4 protein-coding genes and 1 pseudogene are annotated in these 4,657 nt (G+C 74.4%); 3 read left to right on the top strand and 2 right to left on the bottom strand.

Features of this window, described 5'->3' with window-relative positions:
- Positions 1 to 91 precede the first annotated feature (91 nt).
- The gene (locus tag NBX02_RS05240) at positions 92 to 436 is read right to left on the bottom strand and encodes a DUF3499 domain-containing protein (protein ID WP_250284961.1); all 345 of its coding nucleotides are present in this window, start codon (positions 434 to 436) and stop codon (positions 92 to 94) included.
- A 228-nt stretch (positions 437 to 664) separates the two neighbouring features.
- Between NBX02_RS05240 and NBX02_RS05235 the strand changes: the two genes are divergently transcribed.
- The 3 genes from NBX02_RS05235 to NBX02_RS05225 all read left to right on the top strand — a co-directional run bounded on the left by NBX02_RS05235 (position 665) and on the right by NBX02_RS05225 (position 3,466).
- Complete coding sequence (locus NBX02_RS05235) at positions 665 to 1,177, top strand: metallopeptidase family protein (RefSeq protein WP_250284959.1); 513 nt, start codon at positions 665 to 667, stop codon at positions 1,175 to 1,177.
- A gap of 34 nt (positions 1,178 to 1,211) precedes the next feature.
- Positions 1,212 to 1,451, top strand: coding sequence for a hypothetical protein (locus NBX02_RS05230; RefSeq protein WP_250290236.1), 240 nt, complete (start codon positions 1,212 to 1,214; stop codon positions 1,449 to 1,451).
- A 302-nt stretch (positions 1,452 to 1,753) separates the two neighbouring features.
- Positions 1,754 to 3,466 (top strand): type I phosphomannose isomerase catalytic subunit, encoded by a 1,713-nt coding sequence (locus NBX02_RS05225; RefSeq protein ID WP_445548274.1) that lies wholly within the window; start codon positions 1,754 to 1,756, stop codon positions 3,464 to 3,466.
- 46 nt (positions 3,467 to 3,512) lie between these two features.
- Here NBX02_RS05225 and NBX02_RS05220 read toward each other — a convergent pair.
- A pseudogene (locus NBX02_RS05220) lies at positions 3,513 to 4,657 on the bottom strand (hypothetical protein); the annotation flags it as partial.

Here is a 4,657-nt window from a genome sequence, read left to right as displayed (position 1 = left end):
GGGCGGACCGGTGGGCCGGCTGGGCCGGCGACGGCAGGCCGGGCCGGGCCGGGCCGGGCCGGTATCAGGCCGGGCGGCGGGCCGGGGCGGCTCAGGACGGCCGGGGAAGGACCCGCAGATGGCCGCGCCGTCCTGGGGTGGGCGGGCCGGGCGGGTCGTCACGACCCGTGGGTCGGGCCACCTCACGAACCGCGTCCGCGAGCGCCTCAAGATCGTCGGAGGCCGGGCTGTGTCTGGACTCGCCCTCGATACGCACGACCGCCCAGCCCAGTGGCACGGTGAGACGGTCGGCGTGCGTCCCGCACAGGTCGTAGGAGTGCGGCTCGACGTAGGGGGAGAGCGGCCCGAGGACGGCTGTCGACTCGGCGTAGGCGTACGTGAGTGTGGCGACCGCAGCCGCTGAACATGCCGAGCGGGAGCAGCGCCGAGGCTTCACGTTCCGGACGGTAGCCCCCGGAACGGGCGACGGCCACAACCGCCCGCCGTGTCGCATCCATCCACAGAGAAAACGTAACAGATCTACGACACTTCGCATTCGCACGGTCGTCCCAACGGGACACCGGAACGCGGATACCGGCGGGCTGTGGCGGACGGTACAGCAGATCCCCCCGGGGATCCCCGGGGGGATCTGCACACTCCGCCCGGAGAGCCGTACGCTCACGACATGGCGGACAACGCCTCCACCGGCACCTCCTGGGGAACTCCCGCACCGGCCTTCCCGTCCACCCAGCCGCCGATACCCGCGGCACGTCGGCGTGACCGGCGTGGGCGCGGCCTGCGCGGGCTGCTCATCCCGCCGGAGGTGCCCGCCTACCGCAGCCGCGGCGAGCGGTTCGACGACCTCGTCCTGGACGCTGTCGAGCACCTTGAGCACCGCTGGTCGGCCGAGCTCGCCGGGGTCGAGTTCGCGGTCGAGGACGTCCCGCCCGTACCGGCCGTGTTCGGCCCGGACGACCCGGTGCCGCTGGCCCACCACCAGCCCCCGGCCGGCCGGGGGCGGTCCGCGACGCCGGACCGGATCATCATCTACCGCCGGCCACTGGAAGCCCGCGCGATGGACACCGACGACCTTGCCGAGCTCATCCTGGACGTCCTCATCCACAAGATCGCGGACATGCTCGGCATGGAGCCCGAGATCATCGATCCCGAGGGCCACGGCTGGCACGAGGACGAATAGCCAGGTGCGCCACCCGTGCTGCGACAGACGCGACATGCCGGCTTTGCGACCACCCCTGGATGTCCGCGGCGGTGCCGCGTCGGGTAGCCTGACAATCAGCCGGATCGACCGCGTGAATACCGGCGGCGACGCCGGCGGCCAGGCCAGCAGTGACGTGGGCGATAACATCGGCAATAACGTGGGTAACAACATGGGCAGCGCCGCGGGCGGCACAAATCCAGGCGGCCTGGAACACGGGGCGCACAGCGAAGGAATACGCACCGCGAGAATGTGACCGGCGGGTGCATCATGCCGCCAGCCACGGCCTCCGGCGCCGGGCCGCGTCGCTGTCAGGCCATGTCAGAACCGGCCGCGGCGCTGTAGGGGATCTTTTTCCGCCAACCGTGCCGATGGTCACGCGATACGGGGCCGGTCGCCGGTATCTTTTCCGGCCCGGCTGGGGACATCCTGCGGGAGAGGAGCGCGGAAAGGCTTTCAGCCGGCCGGCTGCCGAGCGGCGGCGACAACGACGGCTCCGGCCGGCGGCCCCTTCCGCCCGACGGAGGTCGAATAATGGTGACGAGGCGGTGAGCAATAGTGACGGCTGATCGGCCCGCCGGGATTCTGCGTTTGTTCGGGCGGGTGCGCGACTACGACTGGGGCTCACCCACCGCCATCTACGGCCTGCTCGGCGAGGCCCCCGCCGGCCGGCCGGCCGCGGAGCTGTGGCTGGGCACCCATCCGAGCGCGCCGTCCGAGACCGAGACCAGCGCCGGTGGCCGGCGGCAGCCGGCCGAGGACGCCGTGGGCCGGCTGCCGTTCCTGCTGAAGGTGCTCGCCGCCGAACGGGCGCTGTCCCTGCAGGTACATCCGGACCGGGCGCAGGCGCGGGCCGGTTTCGACGGCGAGGAACGGGCCGGCGTGCCACCGCAGGCCCCCTGGCGCCGCTACCAGGACCGCAACCACAAACCAGAGCTGATCGTCGCGCTCACCCCCTTCCGTGCCCTGGCCGGTATCCGTGACCCGCGGCACACCCTGCGCCTGGTGCGGGCCCTTGGCCATCCCCCGCTGACCGCCGCGTTCGAGCCGCTGCGCGCGGACCCCGCGGCCGGGGCCGCGGCCGTCCTGCGCACACTGCTGACGATGCCCGCCCACCAGGCGCGCGGCCTTGTCGCCGGGACCGTCGAGGCCGCCACCATGATCGCCGCACGGGCGGCGGCCGACGCGGCGGCGACCGGCAGGACGGCGACCGGCAGGACGATGGCGGGCAGAGCCGCGGCCGGCAGGACAGCGGCCGGCAGAGCGGCGGCCGGCAGAACGGTAGCCAGCGGGGCGACAACGCCCAGAGCGGCGGCCAGCGCGACGACAGCCATGACGGCCGACATAACGACCGACGTGGCCACGGCCGCCGACCTTGTCATCCGGCTCGCCGCGGCGCACCCCGGCGACGTCGGTGTCGCCGCCGCGCTCCTGCTCAACGACGTGCTGCTCCAGCCGGGGGAAGCGCTCTTCCAGCCGGCCCGCCTGCTGCACGCCTACGTCCACGGCATCGGCGTCGAGATCATGGCCACGTCCGACAACGTGCTGCGCGGCGGGCTGACGTCGAAACACGTCGACGTGGACGAACTGCTGCGCGTCCTGGATCCGACGCCGACCGGGGCACCCGTGCTCACCCCTCGGACGGTGGGCGGGACGGCCGGGATCATCGTGCGCACCTGGGATGTGCCGGTCGACGATTTCGCGCTGACCGAAGCGATCTGTGGCTGGACGGCTCCCGACCGGGCAACGCCGGACTGGACGGCGCCAGGCTGGACGGCCTCCGACCGGACGGCCTCCGATTGGAAGGTGCCCGGCTGGGCCGCGCCCGCCTGGACAGCTTCCGGCGGGCGTGTCGGCCACGACGACATCCCCGCCGGAAACGCCTCCCGCGCGGGCGCCCTCGACGCGAGCGCCTTCCGAGGAAGCGCCGCTGCCGGAAACGTCTCCCGTGGAAACGTCTCCGGTGGCAGTGCCGCTGGCCGGAACGCCCACGGTGGACGGAACGCCCACGGTGGGAACGCCCGTGACGGGAACGCCCTCGGCGGTGCGGTCACCATCCGGTGTCCGGCCATCCTGCTGGTGACCGAGGGCGCCGTCACGGTGGAAGGCGTGGGTATCCGCCCGGTGGGGCTTCGCCGGGGGCAGGCGGCCCTGGTGCCCCCGGCCCCGACCAGGGCACCGGCAGCGGACGGGACGCTGACCCTGAGCCTGTGGGGGCGAGGCAGGGTGTTCATCGCCTCACCCGGCTCGCACCCGCCACCACCGCCCTGACCGGCCGGCTGGCTGCCCGCCCCCTGGAGGCCGGCCGGCCTGGGCGTCAGGGGCCGGAGGTGGGGCCGGGCTGTCGGCGGAAGGCAGCCCGGGGGTCCTGGAACAGGGTGGGGACGAACACCGTCCGCGGCGCCGCCGACAGGGTCAGCGGGGCGACCCAGTCGGTCGTACCGATCGTCTGCGCCGCGACCAGCGGCCCGCCGCGGGTGACCATCCGCACGGCACCGGCCGACCCGACGGACACCGTCCGACCGGCCGGGATGCGCAACGGGCTCCCATCAATCCATACTGTCACCATGCTTTCCGGTGCGGTGAGCACCAGCGCGGAAAGTGTCCGATCAGGCGCGACAGGCAGCCGTATGGCGGCTGTAGCGTCAGGTTCGATCATGTCTGCCGCGCCGACCCAGCGGTACTCCCGCGCCAGCGGCACGGCTGTCACGGCCGGTGGCCTCCCGGCCGGCCGCGCCCCTGCCAGGGCTGGCGCGGCTCCCACCGCGGGCAGCCCGAGACCGGCGACCACCGGCCCGCCCGAGAGCACGGCCACCCGCACCGCCGCCGTGCCGACCCGCTCCGGTGACGCCACGGCGCCGGGCGTGAGCGCCGGTAACCGCAGGACACCGCCGCCGGGCACCCGTACCGCCGCCAGGCCCGGCGGGGTGAAGCGTGCGGACGCGGTGAGCAGCTCCAGACGGATCACCGCGTCCGTCTCGGGGGCGGCCACCACGACCTGCGCGCCCGCGATCCCAGCCGGTATCCCGGCCGTACCGGCCAGCACCAGCGAACCGCCGGCTCCGGAGCCGGCCGGCCCAGGCCCGGTCACTCCAGGCCCGGCGGTCCCAGGCCCGGCAGCCCCAGGCCCGGCAGCCCCAGGCCCGGCAGCCCCAGAGCCGGCAGCCCCGGCCTCGGAGTCCGCTCCCCCGGCACCAGCCGCCCCTGAGCTGGCGGTCCTGGTCTCAGTGCCGGCGGCCGGGGCGCCGGCGGCCGGGGGCACGACGACCTGCTCCCGGGTGAACGGGGCGCCCGCGCGGTCCAGCATGGCGGCGGCCAGCCGCCCGTCCCGTACCCGGATCCGCACCGCCGTGGCTTCCGCGTCGGGTACCCAGTCGGTCAGCCGGCGGATCACCCGTGCCATGGGCGGTACCCGAACGCCGTCGCTGGCCATGCCGTCACTGGCCATGCCGTCACTGGCCA

Source organism: Protofrankia sp. CiP1_Cm_nod1 (assembly GCF_920888515.1).
GTDB lineage: Bacteria > Actinomycetota > Actinomycetes > Frankiales > Frankiaceae > Protofrankia.
Note: the sequence above shows the minus strand (reverse complement) of the source record. Positions and strands in the feature narration are given on the sequence as shown.